This window comes from Curtobacterium sp. NPDC087082 (assembly GCF_044745045.1).
Classification (GTDB): domain Bacteria; phylum Actinomycetota; class Actinomycetes; order Actinomycetales; family Microbacteriaceae; genus Curtobacterium.
This window is the reverse complement of the sequence record NZ_JBIUZN010000005.1, coordinates 1-20,094: the sequence shown is the minus strand read 5'-3', so window position 1 is coordinate 20,094 and position 20,094 is coordinate 1. Positions and strand designations below refer to the sequence as shown.

The window sequence follows — 20,094 nt, the reverse complement described above, 5'->3', positions numbered from 1 at the left end:
TTGGAGCGCCGCCGGACGCCCTGCCCGGCGCACTCGTGGAGGAGTCGTCGTGCGCCAGGCCGTCATCGGGGGAGCCCTGCTCGTGGTGGGCGCGGTGTGCGTCGCCCTCGGGTTGCTCCCACTGTCCGACCTCGCCGAGCTCGCCGACCGGGTCGTCCCGGTGCTGGCCTTCGTGCTCGGACTCACCGTCGTCGCCGAGCTCGCGGCGGACGCCGGGGTCTTCGACCGGCTCGCCGACGTCGCCGCACGGGTCGGGGGCGGTCGGACGATCGGGCTGTGGGGCGCCGTGGTCGTGCTCGCCGTCCTGTGCACCGTGTTCCTGTCGATCGACACCACGGCCGTGCTCCTCACCCCGATCGTCATCACGCTCGCCCGGCGGGTCGGACTGCCGCCGATGCCGTTCGCGCTGACGACCGTGTGGCTCGCGAACACGGCGTCGCTGCTGCTCCCGGTGTCGAACCTGACGAACCTGCTCGCCGTCGACCGCATCGGGCTCGACGGGCCGATCCCGTTCGCCGGGCTCATGGTGTGGGCGGCGCTCGCCGGTGTCGTGATCCCGTGCGCGGTGCTCCTCGTGGTGTTCCGCGGCAAGCTCTTCGGCCGGTACACGCCGGTCTCGGTCCGGGCGGCGACCGACCCGGTGTTCTTCTGGTCGGCGTCGGCGGTGCTCGTCGCGCTGGTGATCGCCCTGACCGCCGGCGTCACGGTGTGGATCGCCGCGATCGCCGCGGCGGTCGTGCTCGTGGTCGTCGCGGCCTTCCGGGCGCCGTCGGAGCTCAAGCCGTCGCGCGTGCCGTGGTCGACGCTCGTCTTCGCGGCCGGGTTGTTCGTGGTCGTCGAGACGCTGCACACGACCGGCATCACCGACCCGATCGTGGCTGCGCTCTCCGGTGGCACCGGGACGGGGTCGCTCCTGGTGCTCGGCGGTGCCGGCGCGCTGGCGGCGAACGCGATCGACAACCTGCCCGCCTACCTGGTGCTCGAGCCGGCCGCCGGGCACGAGGCCCTGCGCTACGCGGCGCTCCTCGTCGGGGTGAACGCCGGCTGCCTCATCACGCCGTGGGCCTCGCTCGCGACGCTGCTGTGGCACGCACGACTGTCGTCCGAGGGCGTCCACCTGTCGTGGGGGCGGTACATGGCGCTCGGGTGCATCGTGGCACCGCTCACCGTCGTCGCCGGGGTCCTCGCGCTGCGGCTCTAGAGCCAGTCCTTCTTCTTGAACACCCCGTAGAGCGACAGGGACGAGACGACCACCAGTCCGAGCGCGTAGAACAACCCGCTCCAGTGGCTCTCGCCGGGGAACGTCACGTTCATGCCGAACGCCCCCGTGATCGCCGTCGGGATCGCGATGATCGCCGCCCAGCTCGTCACCTTCTTCATGACCGTGTTCTGCCGGTTCGACGCCAGGTTGAGGTTCGTGTCGAGGACGCTCGACACCGCGTCACGGAGCTGGTCGACGGAGTCGGTGATCGACACGAGGTGGTCCTCGACGTCGCGGAAGTAGGGGCGGATGCCGTCCGAGATCGTCTCGGCGTCCCCGTGCAGCAACGAGGCGACGCTGTCCCGCGTGGGGACCACCTGACGGCGCAGGACGCCCAGGGCCTTGCGGAGGCGGAACGATCGCCGCTGGATCTGCTTCTCACGCGGGGTGCCGTGTTCGAAGAGGTCCTCCTCGAGCGCGTCGATCCGGCGCTCGATGTCCTCGACCGTGTTCGTGGCGTGGTCCGTGACCGCGTCGAGCAGGCCCCACATCAACCACGGGACGCCGTGGTCGGCGATGTCCGTGGTCGCGTCGAGCCGGCGCTCCATGGCCCCGGTGTCGACGTCGCTGCCGTGGATCGTGACGAGGGCGTGCTCGGTCACGAAGGCCTTCACCTCGTGCGTGGTGAGGTCCCCGGCGTGGTCGAGGCCGCCCACGTCGTAGACGACCAGGAAGAGGCTGTCGCGGTACCGGTCGAGCTTCGGGCGCTGGCCGCGTTCGACGGCGTCCTCGACCGCGAGCGCGTGGATGCCGAGCTCGGCCTCGACGTGCTCGAGGTCGGACGGATCGGGGTCGGTGTAGTCCACCCACACGAAGGTGCCGTCCTCGGCGATGAGCTCGGAGATCCGGTCGACCGGGAAGTCCCGTTCCGCCGCGGTGCCGTTCCGCCACGCCCGTGTCATGACCATGGGGTCGAGCCTAGTGAGACGGCCGACCCCGGGACTCCAGGGTCGGCCGTGCAGGCGGTACGGGCTCTCAGTACGCCGAGACGAGCTTCCCGTCCTCGACCTTCAGGTAGACGTCCACGTCGAACGTGTCCTCGCTCTTCTGCGCGTCGCCGAAGTAGTCCGTGTACGAGTACCCGATCCTGCCGTCCGCGGTGCTCGTCACCTCGACGAGTCCGCCCCCGGAGGACTGCACCTCGAGATCCGGCTTCGACCGGACGTCGTACTGCACGGCGCCGTCCGCGTCGTACGGGCCGTACCAGGGGCAGCCGTCCGCGTAGCTGATGTCGGTCTTCGCCGCGCAGTCGTCGATGAGGTCCGACACGTACTGCTCGGCGTCGGTCTCGAGCTGCTTCGTGGGCTTCGCCTGGAAGTCGGCGTACGGCGAGCTCGACGAGCCCACGCGGAGCGTCTCGGTGCCGCCGGTGAAGTACTCCGTGCCGCCGACCTCGACCTGGTAGCTGCCGGGGTAGGCGAGCGACGTGAAGGCGCCGTTCTCGATCTCGCCCACCTTCTTGCCGCCGACCGTCACGTCGGCGCCCTCGAGGACCGTTCCGGCCGTGATGGTCACACGGTCCGTGAGCGGCTCCGTGACGCGCCACTCGTCCTTCACGAGGAACGACGTGCCGGTGCGCTCGAGGACGATCTGGCCGGAGCGCTGCGCGTCGCCCTGCCGGAAGGTGACGTTCGCGTACGCGGTGTCCCCGCTGGTCGACACCCGGCCGACGCGGACGTCGGTGGGACGGTCCTTCGCGCTCTCCAGCACGGCGGAGTCGAGCATCGAGGCGTCGCCGGTCACCTCGCTCAGGCTCGCCGCGGTGTCCGCGTCGCCCTGGGCGATCGCGTCGACGTACGACCGGGCCGTGGGTCCGGGGCCCCAGACGGTGGTGCGGAGCACGCCCGTGGTGATCGCTCCCGCGACGACGACCACGACGACCGCGCCGCCCGCGATGAGCGAGCGCACGAGGACCTTCTTCGCGCGCGGGGACATCGGCGCGGGGGCGGGGGCGCCCTGGCCGACGAACGGCTGGCTCGGGTGCGGCTGGCCGACCGGGGCACCGGGCTGGACGGGCTGGTCCGGCTGCGACGGGTCTGTCGTGGCCGCCGGGGCCGCCGGGGCCGCCGCATCGTCGGGCACCGCCCACACCGGAGCGGCACCGTCGGCCGCCGAGCCGGTCGCCCCCGTGGCGGGAGCGACGGGTGCCCCGGGCACGCTAGCGCCGGCGGACCCGTCGAGCGGAGCGGTCGGCCGGGCCGGCACCGGCACCGGGTCGGTCCCGACCACGCGCGCCGTCCGCAGCAGCACGCCGCCGCCGAGGCGGGGGAGCAGCACGGGTGCCACGTACCGGGCGACGACCTCGATGGCCCCGCCCCAGAGCGCGAAGACGACGGGCGTCCACGGCGTCACACCGACCGAGCCGGACCCGCCGACCGCACTCGAACCCGTCACCTGGTAGGACACCACGCCGGTGCCGAGCACGAAAAGCACGAGTCCGGCGACGAACCAGACCACGGGCGTCGCGACCCAGTCGAGCGTCGTGCGGACCCGGTCGTTCCGGCGCACCGCGAGCGCCAGACCGGCCGCGAACGAGCTCACGACGACGAGCAGGACGACGAGCCAGGTCCAGCCACCGGCGCCCGCGAAGACCGAGGCGTCGCTCCCGGCGGCACCGAGTCCGGACCTGCCGACCCCACCGAGGAAGCCGAGCGCGGTCAGGGCGACGGCCGCGTTGCCGAGCAGCAGCGGTAGGGCGGCGCCCCACGACGGCTGCGCGACGAGCGCCACGACGACGAGCACGAGGGCGAGCAGGACGAGGAGCCCGCCGAACTGCCACGCGGCGACCCGCAGGGCACCGAGTGCCCGGGCGACGGAGGTGTTCCCGCCGACGAGCAGCGACGGACGCGCGAGCAGCACCGCGAGGGTGCCGATCACGAACGACCCGAGCACACTGCCGATCCCCACGGCGTGCACGGGGTCGATCTGCACCCCGGAGACGGCGGGGAACCGGATGGCGAGCACGAGGCCGGCGAGTGTGGTGACCGCGGTGGTCACGAGCCCGGCGACGACCGCCGTGACGACGAGCTGCGGGAGCGCGAGGACCCGGCTCCGGATGCGGCGAGTGAGCACGACCGCGAGCACGACCTGCGCCGCGAGCACCAGCACGGGCACGACGCCGACCGACCCCGACCCGGAACCGAGCAGCAGGATCGAACCGGAGCCGTGCAGCCGCCCGAGGTCCGCGAGGGCGACGAGCTGCGCCGGGGACCCCAACAGCACGCTCACCCCCGACAGGAGCGACTGGACGTCGGGTGCCCCGGCCGACCTGGGGTCGGAGCCGCCGGTGCCGAGGCCCGAGGACGAGCCCTCGGACACCGGACCGGAACCGGCGGCGGCCACGGCGACCGTCAGGAACAGCGAGATCGCCGCGACGACGTACGCGGCCACCCACCCGCCGACACCCGCGACGACGGCGGCGACCCAGTCGCGACCGGGGACGGCGCGGAGCAGGCGACCGAGCGGGTCCGACGCTGCCGGCGCGGCTGACGGGGGCCCGGGCGGAACGGGCGGGACGGGCGACTGATCGCTCACGACGGTTGGGTCCTCTCTCGTCGAGAGGGCGGTGACGACCCCGTGCGTCACCTGCGTGTCCCCCCGACACGATGGACGCAGCGTACCGGAAGCCGTCGATCCGCCGTGAATCCGCTGTCGGCACGCTGGTAACTTCGGCACCGAACCCGGCGTTCGTGCCGGGCGGAACGGAGACCCCAGCACCCCATGGCAGCACCCCGCACCGAACAGACCCGCTACGCCTTCGTCGTCGCCTCGAACCGCCTGCCGGTCGACCGCATCGTCGACGAGGACGGCAACGAGGGCTGGCGGCACTCGCCCGGCGGCCTCGTCACCGCACTCGAGCCGGTGATGCGCGCGAACGACGGTGCCTGGGTCGGCTGGGTCGGCCAGCCCGACGTCGAGGTCGCCCCGTTCGACAACGAGGGCATCCACATCGTGCCCGTCCCGCTGAGCAACGACGACGTCGAGGAGTACTACGAGGGGTTCAGCAACGACACCCTCTGGCCGCTCTACCACGACGTCATCGAGCACCCGAGCTACCACCGCGACTGGTGGAACGCGTACAAGCGCGTGAACCAGCGCTTCGCCGAGCAGATCGCCGAGATCGTCGAGCAGGACGGCATCGTCTGGGTGCAGGACTACCAGCTGCAGCTCGTCCCCGCGCTCCTCCGCGAGCTCCGCCCGGACCTGACGATCGGCTTCTTCAACCACATCCCGTTCCCGCCCGTCGGCATCTACGCCCAGCTCCCGTGGCGCGCACAGATCCTCGACGGCCTGCTCGGGGCGGACGTGATCGGCTTCCAGCGGCACGACGACGCGAGTGACTTCCTCCGGGCGGTCCGGCACATCAAGGGCTACACGACCAAGGGGCAGACGATCGACGTCCCCGTCGACGACCCGGACGCACCGCGCAGCCGCAAGGGCATCACGGTGCGGCACGTCGAGGCCCGGCACTTCCCGATCTCCATCGACGCCGCCGGCTTCGAGGAGATCGCGCACCGACCCGAGGTGCAGGAGCGCGCCCGTGAGATCCGTGCGAGCCTCGGCAACCCGAAGACCGTGCTGCTCGGCGTCGACCGCCTCGACTACACGAAGGGCATCCGCCACCGGATCAAGGCCTTCGGCGAACTCGTCGAGGACGGTCGCATCGCGGTCGAGGACGCCACCCTCGTGCAGGTCGCCAGCCCGAGCCGCGAGCGCGTCGACACGTACGCCACGCTCCGCGACGAGATCGAGCTCACGGTCGGCCGCATCAACGGCGACCTCGGCGTGATCGGACACCAGCCGATCGCCTACCTGCACCACGGCTACCCGCGCGAGGAGATGGTGGCGCTCTACCTCGCCGCCGACATCATGCTCGTCACGGCCCTCCGCGACGGCATGAACCTCGTCGCGAAGGAGTACGTCGCGGCCCGGTTCGACAACGACGGCGTCCTCATCCTGTCCGAGTTCGCCGGTGCCGCCGACGAACTGAAGCAGGCCGTCATCGTCAACCCGCACGACATCGGCGCGCTGAAGGACTCGATCCAGCGCGCGATCGAGATGCCCCGACGCGAACGCTCGACCCGCATGCGGGCCCTCCGCAAGCGCGTCCGCGACAACGACGTGGCGCGCTGGTCGCGCTCGTTCCTCGAGGCGCTCGACCGCCACGCCCCGAAGAACGCGCAGATCGACCCCTCCGCGGCGGACCCGAAGGACCAGCACCGCGAGGCGCAGACGGACAACATGTCGATCTTCGACCAGGACGCCCAGACGGCGCGTGCTGCCGAGGACACCCGGGAGGCGCGTGATGCCTGAGACGACCACCGACCAGACCGCCATCGACCGGGCCCTCGAGACGCTCGCGGCTGCGCCGCGACTCATCGTCGCCCTCGACTTCGACGGCACGCTCGCGCCGTTCGCCGACGACCCGTCGCAGGTCGGCGCGCTGCCCGGCTCGTGGGCGGCCGTCCTCACCCTGCACCGGGCGAAGGACACCGAGGTCGTCCTGGTCTCCGGGCGCCCGCTGGACAGCCTCGCCGCGGTGACGCACGCCCCCGCCGAGATGGCCCTCGTCGGGTCGCACGGCGTGGAGTGGCGCGTCGACGGGCACGACGAAGCGGCCCTCACCGACGACGAGCAGGCCCGCGTGGCCCGGATCGGCACGGCGCTCGACGCGGTCGGGGAGCGGTTTCCGGGTGTCGTCATCGAGCACAAGCCGGCCGGCCACGGCGTGCACACCCGCCGGGTGAGCGCCGAGGTCGCGGCCGAGGCGAACGCCGCCGCGAGTGCCGCCGCGCACGAGGCCGACCCGGACGTCCTCGAACGCGGGGGCAAGGACATCCTCGAGTTCGCCGTCCGGCACGTCACCAAGGGTGACGCGATCGCCAGGCTGCGCGACCTGCACGGCGCCGACGCGGTGTTCTTCGCCGGCGACGACGTCACCGACGAGGACGCCTTCCGGGTGCTCCGCGACGGCGACGTCGGCGTGAAGGTGGGGGAGGGCGACACGCTCGCCGGCTACCGGGTCGCCGACCCGGCGGCGCTCACCGACGTGCTGAAGCAGCTCGCCCGGATCCGCGCCACGCGCTGACCCGCAGCGATCCGACGGACCCGACCCGCGCCTCCTGGACCGCCCGTCACCCATGCGGATGCATGGAGTTGTCGGATTGGTATCCCAACTGCGCCTAGACTCACCCCATGCCTGATATCGACGTCAAGCCGCGCAGCCGGGTCGTCACCGACGGGATCGAAGCAACCACCTCGCGTGGCATGCTGCGTGCCGTCGGGATGGGGGACGAGGACTGGGAGAAGCCGCAGATCGGCATCGCCTCCTCGTGGAACGAGATCACCCCGTGCAACCTCTCCCTCGACCGCCTCGCGCAGGGGGCGAAGGAGGGCGTCCACTCCGGCGGCGGGTACCCGCTCCAGTTCGGCACCATCTCCGTCTCCGACGGCATCTCGATGGGCCACGAGGGCATGCACTTCTCCCTCGTCTCGCGTGAGGTCATCGCCGACAGCGTCGAGACCGTCGTGAACGCCGAGCGGCTGGACGGCACCGTCCTGCTCGCCGGCTGCGACAAGTCCCTGCCCGGCATGCTCATGGCGGCCGCGCGCCTCGACCTCGCGAGCGTCTTCCTCTACGCGGGCTCGGTCATGCCGGGCTACGTGAAGCAGGCCGACGGCTCCTTCAAGGAGGTCACGATCATCGACTCCTTCGAGGGCGTCGGCGCGTGCAAGGCCGGCACCATGTCGGAAGAGGAACTCAAGAAGATCGAGTGTGCGATCGTCCCGGGCGAGGGCGCCTGCGGCGGCATGTACACCGCGAACACCATGGCGTCGGTCGCCGAGGCCCTCGGCATGTCGCTCCCCGGCTCGGCAGCGCCGCCCAGCGCCGACCGTCGTCGTGACTACTACGCGCACCGCTCCGGCGAGGCCGTGGTAAACATGCTCCGCCTGGGCCTCACCGCCCGCCAGATCCTCACGAAGGAGGCGTTCGAGAACGCCATCGCCGTCGCCATGGCACTCGGAGGCTCCACGAACGTCGTCCTCCACCTCCTCGCGATCGCGCACGAGGCCGAGGTCGAGCTCTCCCTCGACGACTTCAACCGCATCGGCTCGAAGGTCCCGCACCTCGCCGACATGAAGCCGTTCGGCAAGTACGTCATGGTCGACGTGGACCGCAACGGCGGCATCCCGGTGATCATGAAGGCGCTGCTCGACGCCGGCCTGCTGCACGGTGACGTCATGACCGTCACCGGCAAGACCCTCGCCGAGAACCTGGCCGAGATCGACCCGCCGGAGCTCGACGGCGAGGTGTTCCGGACGCTCGACAACCCGATCCACGCCACCGGCGGCCTGACGATCCTGCAGGGCTCCTTCGCGCCGGAGGGCGCCGTGGTGAAGACGGCCGGCTTCGACGCCGAGGTCTTCGAGGGCCCCGCGCGGGTGTTCGACCGCGAGCGCGCCGCCATGGACGCCCTCACCGAGGGGAAGATCCAGAAGGGCGACGTCGTCGTCATCCGGTACGAGGGGCCCAAGGGCGGCCCGGGCATGCGCGAGATGCTCGCCATCACGGCGGCCATCAAGGGCGCTGGACTCGGCAAGGATGTACTACTGTTGACGGACGGACGATTCTCAGGCGGCACAACCGGCCTGTGCATCGGCCACATCGCACCGGAAGCGGTGGACGCAGGTCCAGTCGCATTCGTGCGCGATGGCGACCGCATCCGTGTCGACATCGCGGCTCGCTCGCTCGACCTACTGGTCGACGAAGCCGAGCTGGAAGCCCGCCGAGAAGGCTGGGCCCCGCTGCCCCCGCGCTACACCCGCGGAGTCCTCGCGAAGTTCGCGAAGCTCGTCCAGTCCGCCGCCAAGGGCGCGGTCACGGGCTAGCGTCGACACACGCACCATCGCCATCACTCCAGGCAAGGAACACCTCATGCCCACGGAAGCCACTCCGCTGTCCGCGGCCGCCGGTGCACGCCGGACGCCGGAGATCCTGACCGGCTCGGGAGCCGTCCTCCGGACGCTCGAGCACCTCGGGATCACCGACGTCTTCGGCCTGCCGGGCGGTGCGATCATCCCGTTCTACGACGAGCTCATGGCGTCGCAGACGATCCGCCACGTCCTCGTCCGGCACGAGCAGGGCGCCGGCCACGCCGCCGAGGGCTACGCCTCGGCGTCCGGCAAGGTCGGCGTCGCCATCGCGACCTCGGGCCCCGGCGCGACGAACCTCGTCACCGCGATCGCCGACGCCTACATGGACTCGGTGCCGTTCATCGCGATCACCGGCCAGGTCTTCTCGACCCTGATGGGGACGGACGCCTTCCAAGAAGCCGACATCGTCGGCATCACGATGCCGATCACGAAGCACTCGTTCCTCGTGACCGACCCGGCCGACGTGCCGGCGACCCTCGCCGCGGCGCACCTCATCGCGACGACCGGACGCCCCGGCCCCGTGCTGGTCGACATCACGAAGGACGCCCAGCAGAAGTCGGCGCCGTACGTCTGGCCGCCCAAGATCGACCTGCCCGGCTACCGTCCGGTCACCAAGGCGCACGGCAAGCAGATCACCGCGGCCGCGCAGCTCCTCGCCGAGTCCGAGCGCCCGGTGCTCTACGTCGGCGGCGGCGTGATCCGCTCCCGGGCGACCGCCGAGCTGCTCCGCTTCGCCGAGGCCACCGGTGCGCCGGTCGTCACGACGCTGATGGCACGGGGTGCCTTCCCCGACTCGCACCCGCAGCACCTCGGCATGCCCGGCATGCACGGCACCGTCCCGGCGGTGCTCGGCCTGCAGGACAGTGACCTCATCATCGCGCTCGGCGCCCGCTTCGACGACCGCGTGACCGGCAAGGCCGACGAGTTCGCGCCGAACGCCAAGGTCGTGCACGTCGACATCGATCCGGCCGAGATCTCGAAGATCCGCTTCGCCGACGTCCCGATCGTGGGCGACGCGAAAGAGGTCCTGGTCGACCTGCTCGACGCGTGGGGCGGCATCCCGACCGACCAGCGTGCGAGTACCGCCGAGTGGTGGGCGAAGCTCGAGCAGCTCAAGGTCGACTTCCCGCTCGGCTACGCGGAGCCGACGGACGGCCTGCTCGCGCCGCAGGCCATCATCAAGCGCATCGGCGAGCTGAGCGGCCCCGAGGCGATCTACGCCTCCGGCGTCGGGCAGCACCAGATGTGGTCGGCGCAGTTCATCAAGTACGAGCGGCCGAACGCCTGGCTGAACTCCGGCGGCGCGGGCACGATGGGCTACTCCGTCCCCGCCGCGATGGGCGCGAAGGTCGCCGAGCCGGACCGCGTGGTCTGGGCGATCGACGGCGACGGCTGCTTCCAGATGACCAACCAGGAGCTCGCGACCTGCGTCATCAACGACATCCCGATCAAGGTCGCGATCATCAACAACTCGTCGCTCGGCATGGTGCGGCAGTGGCAGACGCTGTTCTACGACGGCCGCCACTCGTTCACCGACCTCGAGACCGGCCACGACTCGCGCCGGGTGCCCGACTTCGTGAAGCTGGCGGACGCGTACGGCGCCCTCGGCATCCGCGTCGAGAAGGCGGACGAGGTCGACGCCGCCATCCAGCTCGCCCTCGAGACGAACGACCGCCCCGTGGTGATCGACTTCGTCGTGAGCCGCGACTCGATGGTCTGGCCGATGGTCCCGCAGGGAGTCAGCAACTCGTCCATCGAGTACGCCCAGGCCCTCGCCCCCACCTGGGACGACGAGGACGCCGACATGACGGGGGAAACCGCATGAGCCACGTCCTCTCCCTCCTCGTCGAGGACAAGCCGGGTCTGCTGACCCGCGTCGCCGGGCTGTTCGCGCGCCGCGGGTTCAACATCGAGTCCCTCGCGGTCGGCAACACCGAGGTCGACGGCCTCAGCCGGATCACGGTCGTCGTCGACGTCGAGGACCTCCCGCTCGAGCAGGTGACGAAGCAGCTCAACAAGCTGGTCAACGTCATCAAGATCGTCGAGCTGGACTTCTCCCAGTCCGTCCAGCGCGAGCACATGCTCGTGAAGGTGCGGGTGGACAACCAGACGCGCTCGGCCGTGCTCGAGGCAGTGAACCTGTTCCGTGCGCAGGTCGTCGACGTCGCGAACGACTCGCTCATCGTCGAGGTGACCGGCGACCCCGGCAAGATCCAGGCGATCCTCCGCGTGCTCGAGCCCTACGGCATCAAGGAGCTCGCCCGTGCGGGCCTCCTCGGCATGGGCCGTGGGCCCAAGAGCATCACCGACCGGGTGCGCTGACCGCGACCCGTGACGGACTGGAGGCGCGGGTCGCCACCCGCACCGCGCCTCCAGTCCGTCTCCTCCCGACTCACCGCAACCAACGCTTCCCGAACCGACCACAGGAGAACCACCACCGTGACTGACATCGTGTACGACGCCGACGCCGACCTGACGCTCATCCAGGGCAAGAAGGTCGCCGTCATCGGGTACGGCTCGCAGGGCCACGCCCACGCCCTCAACCTCCGCGACAGCGGCGTCGAGGTCAAGATCGGCCTGCAGGAGGGCTCGAAGAGCCGCCAGAAGGCAGAAGAGGCCGGCTTCGAGGTCCTCACCCCGGCCGACGCCACGGCCTGGGCGGACGTCGTCGTCATCCTCGCGCCGGACCAGGTCCAGCGCATCGTCTACAAGGACGACATCGAGCCCAACCTCAAGCCGGGCGCCACGCTCGTCTTCGGCCACGGCTTCAACATCCGCTTCGGCTACATCCAGGCGCCGGAGGGCGTCGACGTGTCGCTCGTCGCCCCCAAGGGCCCGGGGCACACCGTGCGCCGCGAGTACGAGGCCGGCCGTGGCGTCCCCGTGATCGTCGCCGTCGAGGTCGACGCGTCCGGCTCCGCCTGGGACCTCGCGTGGTCGTACTCGAAGGCCATCGGCGGCCTCCGCTCCGGCGGCATCAAGACGACCTTCACCGAGGAGACCGAGACCGACCTGTTCGGCGAGCAGGCCGTCCTGTGCGGAGGCACCTCGCAGCTCATCCAGTACGGCTTCGAGACCCTGGTCGAGGCCGGCTACCAGCCGCAGATCGCCTACTTCGAGGTCCTGCACGAGCTCAAGCTCATCGTCGACCTCATCTGGGAGGGCGGCCTCACGAAGCAGCGCTGGTCGATCTCCGACACGGCCGAGTTCGGTGACTACGTCTCCGGCCCGCGCGTGATCTCGCCCGAGGTCAAGGAGAACATGAAGGCCGTCCTCGCGGACATCCAGAACGGTGCCTTCGCGAAGCGCTTCATCGACGACCAGGACGCCGGCGCGCCGGAGTTCAAGGCACTCCGCGCCAAGGGCGAGGGCCACCCGATCGAGGCGACCGGTCGCGAGCTGCGCGCCCTCTTCGCGTGGAAGTCGAACGACGCCGACTACGTGGACGGTTCCGCCGCGCGGTAGTCTTCGCAACACCACTCGACGACGAGGCGGCGGTGCACCCGCACCGCCGCCTCGCGATGTGACCCGAACGTTATGCAGCACTTCACCACCAGCCCCGACGCCGCCCACCGGCGTTCCCCCGGCGTTCCCGGGGACGTTTCGCGACGACCGTCGTCCGGCCCGGACATGGGCGGTCCTCAGGTCGTCGTCCAGCATGGGAGGATCGTCGGATGGCGGTGACGAAGCGAGCGGTCCACATCGGCGCCGGCAAGATCGGACGCGGGTTCGTGGGGCAGTTCCTGGTCGCGAGCGGCTACGAGCTCACCTTCGTGGACGTCGACGACCGCGTCGTCTCGGCACTGAACGAAGCCGGCCGGTTCGTCGTGCACGAGGTCGGCGAGATGCCGGTCGAGCACCTCGTCTACGGGTTCACGGCCCTCAGCAGCAAGACCGACCGCGAGCAGGTCGTCCGGGCCATCGCCGAGGCCGACGTCGTCACGACCGCGGTCGGCGCCCGCACCCTCCCGCTCGTCGCCCCCGTCATCGCCGAGGGGTTGGCGGCCCGGCCGCTCGACCGCGGCGACGTCACGATCGTGGCGTGCGAGAACGCCTTCAACGCGACGGACTCCCTGCACGCCAGCATCCGTCGAGCCCCCATCCTCGAGGACCGCGACATCGCCGCCGTCTTCGCGAACTGCGCCATCGACCGCATCGTCCCCGACCAGTCCGGGGTGCTCGGCCAGTCCGGCGGCCTCGACGTCGTGCTCGAGCCGTTCTACGAGTGGGTCATCGAGCGCACGCCCTTCGCCGACTCGGACGCCGAGCCGCCCGCGATCGACGGCGTGACCTGGGTCGACGACCTGCAGCCGTTCGTCGAGCGCAAGCTCTACACGGTGAACACCGCGCACGCGACGGCCGCCTACCACGGCTACGTCCGGGGCATCCGCCTCATCCGCGAGGCCCTCGAGGACGAGGCCGTCCGCGCCGAGGTCGACGGCGTCCTCGCCGAGACCACCGCGCTCCTCGTCGCCAAGCACGGCTTCGACCCGGAGGAGCACGCGCGCTACGTCGCCGCGAACCTCTCCCGCATCGCGAACCCGCACCTCCCGGACACGACCGTCCGCGTCGGACGCAACCCGCTCCGGAAGCTCGGCCGCCGCGAGCGCTTCGTCGGCCCGGCCGCGCAGCTCGCCGAACGCGGGCTCCCCGTCGACCACCTGCTCGGCGCCGTGCGCGTCGCGCTCGACTTCGACGACGAGAACGACCCCGAGTCGATCGAGCTGCACGCGCTGCTCCGCTCGGGTGCGACGGCACACGCCCTCACCGAGATCCTCACCGGCCTGATGGAGAGCCACCCGCTGTTCCCCGCGGTGCGCGAGGTCGTCGCCGAGGTCCTCGAGACCCAGCCCGCCGACGTCTGACCAGCGGCCGTACCGGTCGTCCGTGGTCGAGCCGGAGCGGCACGCCTCGTAGAATCGAGGCATGACCACGGCAGCATCCCCGCCCGACGGCTCGGTCGACCACGACGACGACGCCCTCAGCTGGGGCGACGCCGACGACGCGACCCACGTCGACGCGGCGCACAACCCGGTCACCGTCAAGGAACGCTCCGGCCGTGACCCCGAGGCCCCCGAGACCTCCGGCGCGCTCATCGGGTTCGGCGTCTTCGGTGGCCTGTACCTGCTCTACACGGTGGCCTGGCTGCTCACGGCCTCGACCTCGTACGTCTCGGACGTCGACACCGTGCTGACCGTCTTCGTCGAGGTCCTCCGGTTCCTGTCGATCGTCGCGCCCGCGCTGTGGTTCACCGTCGTGCTCTGGGCCGGCCGTGGACAGCGCACGCGGAGCCGTCTGCTGTGGATGCTGCTCGGCGCCCTCGTCCTCTTCCCGTGGCCGTTCCTCATGACGCGGAGCTTCGGGTGACCGCCGCGACGCCGACCGTCCGTCGGTCGTCCCGGGCGTTCGTCGGCAAGGTCGTCGTCTGGCTCGTGTTCGCCCTGCTGTTCGCGTACATGACCGTCCAGAGCGTCGGCAACCTCGTGAACATCTCGGGTTCGGTCCGGCAGTTCAACGCCTTCCTCGACACGACGTCCGGCGGCGATTCGCTCCGGAGCAGCACGCCGTGGCTCTGGCTCGTGCTGGACATCGCGATCGCGCCGGTCGCGTTCGTCGTCGCCCTGTGGATCACCCGACGCGCTCGGCTCGCGGTGACCATCGGTGTCTTCGTGCTGGCCTTCGCGGCAGCCGGCGCGCTGTGGCTGGACCTGCAACTGTTCGTGCCGAGCCTGCTGGACTTCGGACGCTCCTCCTGACGGCCAGGAGGCGCGGTGCCGGCCGGCACCGCGCCTCCCGTCCGTCGTGTGGTCGCCCACCGGACGGACCCTGCGGTCGTAACCACGTGCACACGTCGATACGATGGTGGGATACCGCCCGTCTCGTGTGAGGAAACTGCAGCTGTGCCGAAGCCGGTCGTCCTGATCGCCGAAGAACTCTCGCCCGCCACAGTCGACGCCCTCGGGCCCGACTTCGAGATCCGGAACGTGGACGGTACCGACCGCCCCGCCCTCCTGGCCTCCCTCGCCGATGCGCACGCCATCCTGGTGCGCTCCGCCACCAAGGTCGACGCCGAGGCGATCGCCGCGGCCCCGAACCTCAAGGTCGTCGCCCGTGCCGGCGTCGGCCTCGACAACGTCGACATCAAGGCGGCGACCACCGCCGGGGTGATGGTCGTCAACGCGCCGACGTCGAACATCATCTCCGCCGCCGAGCTCACGGTCGGCCACATCCTGTCGCTCGCGCGCCACATCCCGGCCGCACACGCGTCGCTCGCCGCCGGCACCTGGAAGCGCTCCGCGTACACCGGTGTCGAGCTGTACGAGAAGACCGTCGGCATCATCGGCCTCGGCCGCATCGGTGCGCTCATCACCCAGCGCCTGCAGGCGTTCGGCGTCCAGGTGATCGCGTACGACCCGTACGTCACCACGGCCCGTGCCCAGCAGCTCGGGGTCGAGCTCGTCTCGCTCGAGGACCTGCTCAAGCGCGCCGACTTCACCACGATCCACATGCCGAAGACGCCGGAGACGGTCGGCATGATCTCGGACGACCAGTTCGCGCTCATGAAGCCGACCGCGTTCGTCGTGAACGTCGCCCGCGGCGGGCTGATCGACGAGGACGCGCTGCACCGTGCGCTCACCTCGAACACGATCGCCGGCGCCGGTCTCGACGTCTTCGTGTCCGAGCCCCCGAAGGACTCGCCGCTCGTCGCGCTCCCGAACGTCGTCGTCACGCCGCACCTCGGTGCCTCGACGGACGAAGCGCAGGAGAAGGCGGGCGTCTCGGTCGCCAAGTCGGTGCGGCTCGCCCTCGGCGGCGAACTCGTCCCCGACGCGGTCAACGTCGCCGGTGGCGTCATCGACCCGTACGTGCGCCCGGGCATCCCGCTCGTCGAGAAGCTCGGCCAGGTGTTCACCGGCCTCGCGACGTCGCCCGTCACCAGCATCGACGTCGAGGTGCACGGCGAGCTCGCCGAGTTCGACGTCAGCGTGCTGAAGCTCGCGGCGCTCAAGGGCGTCTTCACCGACGTCGTCAGCGACCAGGTGTCCTACGTCAACGCACCGTTGATCGCCGAGCAGCGCGGGGTCACCGTGCGGCTCATCACCGACTCGGACAGCCCCGAGTACCGGAACGTGCTCACGATCCGCGGGGCCCAGTCCGACGGCCCGGCGATCAGCGTGTCCGGCACGCTCACCGGGCCGAAGCAGGTCGCGAAGCTCGTCGAGATCAACGGCCACGACGTCGAGGTCGCCCTCGCCGAGCACCACGTGGTGATGGAGTACACCGACCGGCCCGGCATCGTCGCGGTCTACGGCAAGGAGTTCGGCGACGCCGGCATCAACATCGCGGCGATGCAGATCTCGCGGGAAGCCGCCGGCGGCCAGGCGCTCAGCGTCCTCACCGTCGACTCGCCGGTCCCGGCCGAGATCCTCGAGCACGTCCGGTCCACGATCGACGCGGCCTCGCTCCGCGAGATCGACATCACGCTGTAGGGGAGTGGCGGACATGACGCAGACGGTGAAGCTCGCGGTGATCCGCGGGGACGGCATCGGACCCGAGGTGGTCGACGAGGCGCTGAAGGTCCTGCACGCGGTGCTGCCGGACGACCTCGTGGTGGAGGAGACCCCGTTCTCCCTCGGTGCCGACCGGTTCCTCGAGACCGGTGACATCCTCACCGAGGACGACATGTCCGCCATCGCCACCCACGACGCGATCCTGCTCGGCGCGGTCGGTGGCGACCCCCGCGACCCCCGGCTCGCGGGCGGGATCATCGAGCGCGGGCTGCTGCTGAAGCTGCGGTTCGCCTTCGACCACTACGTGAACCTGCGCCCGACCGTCGTCTACCCGTCGGTCACGACGCCGCTGACGTCCCCCGGTGACGTCGACTTCGTGGTCGTGCGCGAGGGCACCGAGGGACCGTACGTCGGCAACGGCGGCGCCATCCGCGTCGGGACCCCGCAGGAGATCGCGACCGAGGTCTCGTTGAACACCGCGTACGGCGTCGAGCGCGTCGTCCGGTACGCGTTCGAGCTGGCGGACCGGCGGCCGCGCAGGCACCTCACGCTCGTGCACAAGAGCAACGTCCTGGTGCACGCCGGAGCCCTCTGGCAGCGCACCGTCGCGGCCGTCGGGCAGGAGTACCCGGACGTCACGGTGGACTACCAGCACGTCGACGCCGTCACCATCCACATGGTGCGGGAACCTGCTAGGTTCGACGTCATCGTCACCGACAACCTCTTCGGGGACATCATCACCGACCTGGCCGGCGCGATCAGCGGCGGCATCGGTCTGGCGGCCTCGGGCAACATCAACCCGGACGGCACCTTCCCCAGCATGTTCGAGCCGGTCCACGGCTCCGCGCCGGACATCGCGGGTCAGCAGAAGGCCGATCCCACGGCCGCCATCCTGTCCGTCGCACTGCTGCTCGACCACATCGGTCGCAGCGACCTCGCGGCGGCGGTCACGCGGGCGGTCGAGGCCGACCTCGCCGACCGGGGCACCTCGCAGCGTCGCACGGCCGAGATCGGCGACGCCATCGCCGCCGCGGCCACGGCACGCACCACCACCGCCTGACAGGAGTCTCCCCGTATGAGCACCGACACCGACTTCGGACTCGCGTTCGCCACCACCCCCTCACCCGAGCGCCGTGCCGCCGCCGAGCGCGAGGAGATCCTCGCCGACCCGGGCTTCGGCAGGCACTTCACGGACCACATGGCCACCGTGCAGTGGACGCTGGACGCCGGGTGGCACGATGCCTCGGTCCACCCGTACGGGCCGATCAGCCTCGACCCCAGCGCGAGCGTCCTGCACTACGCGCAGGAGATCTTCGAGGGGCTGAAGGCCTACCGGCACGCCGACGGCTCGGTCTGGACGTTCCGCCCGGACGCCAACGCCAAGCGCTTCCAGCGGTCCGCGCGGCGGCTCGCGCTGCCGGAGCTGCCGGTGGAGACCTTCGTCGACTCCATCCGCGAGCTGGTCCGGACCGACGTCGACTGGGTGCCCTCGGCGCCCGAGACGAGCCTGTACCTGCGGCCGTTCATGATCGCGACCGAGTCGTTCCTGGGGGTGCGTGCGGCACAGGCGGTGGCGTACCACTGCATCGCGAGCCCGGCGGGTGCGTACTTCACCTCCGGACCGAAGCCGGTGTCGATCTGGCTGTCCACGAACTACGCCCGGGCCGGCAAGGGCGGCACGGGTGCGGCGAAGACCGGCGGCAACTACGCCTCGTCGCTCCTGCCCCAGCAAGAGGCGTACGAGCACGGCTGCCAGCAGGTCATGTTCCTCGACTCGGTCGAGGGCAAGTACCTCGAGGAACTCGGGGGCATGAACGTCGTGCTGGTGAAGGCGGACGGCACGCTCGTAACACCGGACTCCGACTCCATCCTCGAGGGCATCACGCGCGACTCGATCCTGCAGCTGGCGGAGGACCGCGGGCTGCGCGTCGAACGCCGTCGGGTGACCCTCGACGAGTGGCGTGACGGCGTCGAGGACGGCTCCATCACCGAGGCCTTCGCGTGCGGGACCGCCGCCGTCGTGACCCCGATCGCGGAACTCCGCGGCGAGGGCTTCACGATCGGGTCGCCGACCGTCGGGGCCGGCGAGCTGACGATGTCCCTGCGCGACGAACTCACCGACATCCAGTACGGCCGCCGTCCCGACCCGCACGGGTGGATGACGCGCCTGACCGACCCGGCCTGAACGCACACCACACGTCGATAGGCTCCAACGGTGAAGATCGCACGGTTCAGCAGCAAGGGCGAAGACCCCCGGTACGGCATCCTCGACGAGCGCGACCTGGTCGTGCTGGCGGGTGACCCGATGTACCAGGGGTTCGAGACCACGGGGGAGCGGGTGCCCCTGGCGGACGCCAAGCTCCTCGCCCCCGTCATCCCGCGGTCGAAGGTGATCGGCGTGGGGCTCAACTACGCCGAGCACGCGTCCGAGATGGACGAGCGCTCCGGGGACGACCCGGTGGTGTTCCTCAAGCCCAACACGTCGGTGATCGGCCCCGAGGACCCGATCCGTCTCCCCGCAGGGGTCGGACGCGTCGACCACGAGGGCGAGCTCGCCATCGTGATCGGGTCGCTCGCGAAGAACGTCACGCGCGAGGACTTCGCGAGCGTGATCCTCGGCTACACGATCGCCAACGACGTGACCGCCCGTGACCTGCAGGCGCGCGACGGCCAGTGGACCCGGTCCAAGGGCTTCGACACCTTCTGCCCGCTCGGGCCGGCGATCGAGACCGAGATCGACCCGTCGGACATCCGCATCGAGACCCGCGTGGACGGCGACCTGCGCCAGGTGGGCTCGACGAGTGAGATGGTGCACGACATCCCGTCCCTCATCGAGTTCGTCTCGTCGATCTGGACGCTCCTGCCCGGCGACGTCATCCTGACCGGCACCCCTGCCGGCGTCGGCGAGATCCGCGACGGCGAGGTCGTCGAGGTGACGATCGAGGGGATCGGCACGCTCAAGAACCCGGTCATCGCCAAGCACTGACACGCGTCACCGAACGGCCCGCTCCCACCGTGGGGGCGGGCCGTTCCGCGTCTCCGCGCGGATCGGCACCTGCGACACGCCCGGGGTGCGGGACGGTTGGCGGGGCCCCCGGGGCGTGTGTAGAGTAATCACTCGTTGCCGCTGAGGCGGAGAACGGAACGGCCGAGACGGTCACCGGAGCGAACGCCCCGGAGATGCAGTCCGGACGGGGTCCCGCTCAGGCAACGAATCCCGATGACGATCCACTCTCGAAGTGGTCTGTTCGGGGTGAGACGAAATGCCTCTCTGACGACGCTCGTGTTCCACGGGTCGAGTGGGGAGTGCGTCTGGTCCTTGAGAACTCAACAGCGTGCACATTGTCAATGCCAATTTATTGACCCCGTTGCCTTCACTTGTGGAGG

16 protein-coding genes are annotated in these 20,094 nt (G+C 70.7%); 14 read left to right on the top strand and 2 right to left on the bottom strand.

The genetic code is table 11. From position 1 onward, the window contains the following. Positions 1-49 precede the first annotated feature (49 nt). Positions 50-1,201: an SLC13 family permease gene (locus tag ACIPEP_RS13595; protein ID WP_402717547.1), complete on the top strand. Its 1,152-nt coding sequence runs from the start codon at positions 50-52 to the stop codon at positions 1,199-1,201. On the opposite strand, the gene ACIPEP_RS13590 is transcribed toward ACIPEP_RS13595, so the two are convergent. Then, positions 1,198-2,169 carry a magnesium transporter CorA family protein gene (locus ACIPEP_RS13590; RefSeq protein WP_402717546.1) on the bottom strand — a complete coding sequence of 324 codons (972 nt, stop codon included), beginning with the start codon at positions 2,167-2,169 and terminating at the stop codon, positions 1,198-1,200. The genes ACIPEP_RS13595 and ACIPEP_RS13590 overlap by 4 nt on opposite strands. 67 nt (positions 2,170-2,236) lie before the next feature. Next, on the bottom strand, positions 2,237-4,795 hold the full coding sequence (locus ACIPEP_RS13585; RefSeq protein WP_402717545.1) for a hypothetical protein: 2,559 nt from the start codon (positions 4,793-4,795) through the stop codon (positions 2,237-2,239). Positions 4,796-4,981: 186 nt separating this feature from the next. Between ACIPEP_RS13585 and otsA the strand changes: the two genes are divergently transcribed. The 13 genes from otsA (at position 4,982) to ACIPEP_RS13520 (ending at position 19,693) form a co-directional block, all read left to right on the top strand. Then, on the top strand, positions 4,982-6,574 hold the full coding sequence (gene otsA / locus ACIPEP_RS13580) for an alpha,alpha-trehalose-phosphate synthase (UDP-forming) (protein WP_070418525.1): 1,593 nt from the start codon (positions 4,982-4,984) through the stop codon (positions 6,572-6,574). Next, positions 6,567-7,349, top strand: coding sequence for a trehalose-phosphatase (otsB, locus tag ACIPEP_RS13575; RefSeq protein WP_070418526.1), 783 nt, complete (start codon positions 6,567-6,569; stop codon positions 7,347-7,349). Before otsA ends, otsB begins: the two co-directional genes overlap by 8 nt. A gap of 107 nt (positions 7,350-7,456) precedes the next feature. Beyond that, a complete protein-coding gene (gene ilvD, locus ACIPEP_RS13570; protein WP_070418527.1) occupies positions 7,457-9,151 on the top strand; it encodes a dihydroxy-acid dehydratase in 1,695 nt (564 codons plus the stop codon). 46 nt (positions 9,152-9,197) lie between these two features. Next, complete coding sequence (locus ACIPEP_RS13565; protein ID WP_070418528.1) at positions 9,198-11,021, top strand: acetolactate synthase large subunit; 1,824 nt, start codon at positions 9,198-9,200, stop codon at positions 11,019-11,021. Continuing rightward, entirely contained in the window at positions 11,018-11,518 is a 501-nt protein-coding gene (gene ilvN / locus ACIPEP_RS13560) for an acetolactate synthase small subunit (RefSeq protein ID WP_022907763.1), read from the top strand. Before ACIPEP_RS13565 ends, ilvN begins: the two co-directional genes overlap by 4 nt. A 117-nt stretch (positions 11,519-11,635) precedes the next feature. Beyond that, positions 11,636-12,661 carry a ketol-acid reductoisomerase gene (gene ilvC / locus ACIPEP_RS13555; RefSeq protein ID WP_070418529.1) on the top strand — a complete coding sequence of 342 codons (1,026 nt, stop codon included), beginning with the start codon at positions 11,636-11,638 and terminating at the stop codon, positions 12,659-12,661. A 209-nt stretch (positions 12,662-12,870) separates the two neighbouring features. Further along, complete coding sequence (locus ACIPEP_RS13550) at positions 12,871-14,061, top strand: mannitol-1-phosphate 5-dehydrogenase (protein WP_070418530.1); 1,191 nt, start codon at positions 12,871-12,873, stop codon at positions 14,059-14,061. A gap of 61 nt (positions 14,062-14,122) precedes the next feature. Beyond that, entirely contained in the window at positions 14,123-14,563 is a 441-nt protein-coding gene (locus tag ACIPEP_RS13545; protein ID WP_070418531.1) for a hypothetical protein, read from the top strand. Next, entirely contained in the window at positions 14,560-14,952 is a 393-nt protein-coding gene (locus ACIPEP_RS13540; RefSeq protein ID WP_402717544.1) for a hypothetical protein, read from the top strand. Before ACIPEP_RS13545 ends, ACIPEP_RS13540 begins: the two co-directional genes overlap by 4 nt. Positions 14,953-15,096: 144 nt before the next feature. Further along, entirely contained in the window at positions 15,097-16,686 is a 1,590-nt protein-coding gene (gene serA, locus ACIPEP_RS13535; protein WP_071294936.1) for a phosphoglycerate dehydrogenase, read from the top strand. Positions 16,687-16,699: 13 nt separating this feature from the next. Next, a complete protein-coding gene (locus tag ACIPEP_RS13530; protein WP_229086206.1) occupies positions 16,700-17,767 on the top strand; it encodes a 3-isopropylmalate dehydrogenase in 1,068 nt (355 codons plus the stop codon). Between the two features lie 15 nt (positions 17,768-17,782). Continuing rightward, positions 17,783-18,892: a branched-chain amino acid aminotransferase gene (locus tag ACIPEP_RS13525; protein ID WP_402717543.1), complete on the top strand. Its 1,110-nt coding sequence runs from the start codon at positions 17,783-17,785 to the stop codon at positions 18,890-18,892. 30 nt (positions 18,893-18,922) lie between these two features. Continuing rightward, positions 18,923-19,693: a fumarylacetoacetate hydrolase family protein gene (locus ACIPEP_RS13520; RefSeq protein ID WP_070418535.1), complete on the top strand. Its 771-nt coding sequence runs from the start codon at positions 18,923-18,925 to the stop codon at positions 19,691-19,693. The last annotated feature ends 401 nt before the right edge of the window (positions 19,694-20,094 follow it).

Bases quoted from the DNA above. Each gene is read 5' to 3' on its own strand.
- ACIPEP_RS13590 (WP_402717546.1), bottom strand. From the start codon at position 2,169: ATGGTCATGACACGGGCGTGGCGGAACGGCACCGCGGCGGAACGGGAC.
- otsA (WP_070418525.1), top strand. From the start codon at position 4,982: ATGGCAGCACCCCGCACCGAACAGACCCGCTACGCCTTCGTCGTCGCC.
- otsB (WP_070418526.1), top strand. From the start codon at position 6,567: ATGCCTGAGACGACCACCGACCAGACCGCCATCGACCGGGCCCTCGAG.
- ilvD (WP_070418527.1), top strand. From the start codon at position 7,457: ATGCCTGATATCGACGTCAAGCCGCGCAGCCGGGTCGTCACCGACGGG.
- ACIPEP_RS13565 (WP_070418528.1), top strand. From the start codon at position 9,198: ATGCCCACGGAAGCCACTCCGCTGTCCGCGGCCGCCGGTGCACGCCGG.
- ilvN (WP_022907763.1), top strand. From the start codon at position 11,018: ATGAGCCACGTCCTCTCCCTCCTCGTCGAGGACAAGCCGGGTCTGCTG.
- ACIPEP_RS13550 (WP_070418530.1), top strand. From the start codon at position 12,871: ATGGCGGTGACGAAGCGAGCGGTCCACATCGGCGCCGGCAAGATCGGA.
- ACIPEP_RS13545 (WP_070418531.1), top strand. From the start codon at position 14,123: ATGACCACGGCAGCATCCCCGCCCGACGGCTCGGTCGACCACGACGAC.
- ACIPEP_RS13530 (WP_229086206.1), top strand. From the start codon at position 16,700: ATGACGCAGACGGTGAAGCTCGCGGTGATCCGCGGGGACGGCATCGGA.
- ACIPEP_RS13525 (WP_402717543.1), top strand. From the start codon at position 17,783: ATGAGCACCGACACCGACTTCGGACTCGCGTTCGCCACCACCCCCTCA.